At 63.4% G+C, this 443-nt stretch carries 1 pseudogene; it reads left to right on the forward strand.

Annotated features, from left to right (window positions below):
• Positions 1–98: 98 nt before the first annotated feature.
• Positions 99–443, forward strand: a pseudogene (locus EN874_RS32245) (hypothetical protein); the annotation flags it as partial.

Genomic DNA, 443 nt, shown 5'->3' on the forward strand with positions numbered 1-443 from the left:
GGTTTCCGTTGCAGCGGGCCTTTGCAAAGCCCAATCTCCGCCTGCTGGAGTAGGGAAAGGTTAACCATGATCTCCCGGACTCCCCAAACGGGAAGCGCATGCGGCACGTGTTGAGCTCAGTTCTTGCCTTGCATTGGGCGGCGGTTTTCGCGCTGCTTGCCTTTATTTGCATGGACGGCAGCCGCGGCATAGCGGCGGCGCTTGGCGTGCTTGGTCTCTCCATCCCGGGCGGCCGGTTTCCCGAGCTTGACAATCTTGCCGTGGTCGCGCCGCTTTCGATCGCGCTGTTGACCGTCCCGGTGTTGTTCTGCTGGGCCTTCGTCGAAACGCTGCTGAACGCGGCGGCAAGGCCGGATGCGGGCGAGGGCGTGGCGCGGATCGCCTTCATCTGCGCTTCTTTCCTGCTTTCGCTGATCCTCGTCGGCGGCGTGGCGCAAGGCATC

Origin of the sequence: Mesorhizobium sp. M1D.F.Ca.ET.231.01.1.1 (assembly GCF_003999155.2) — a bacterium.
GTDB lineage: Bacteria > Pseudomonadota > Alphaproteobacteria > Rhizobiales > Rhizobiaceae > Mesorhizobium.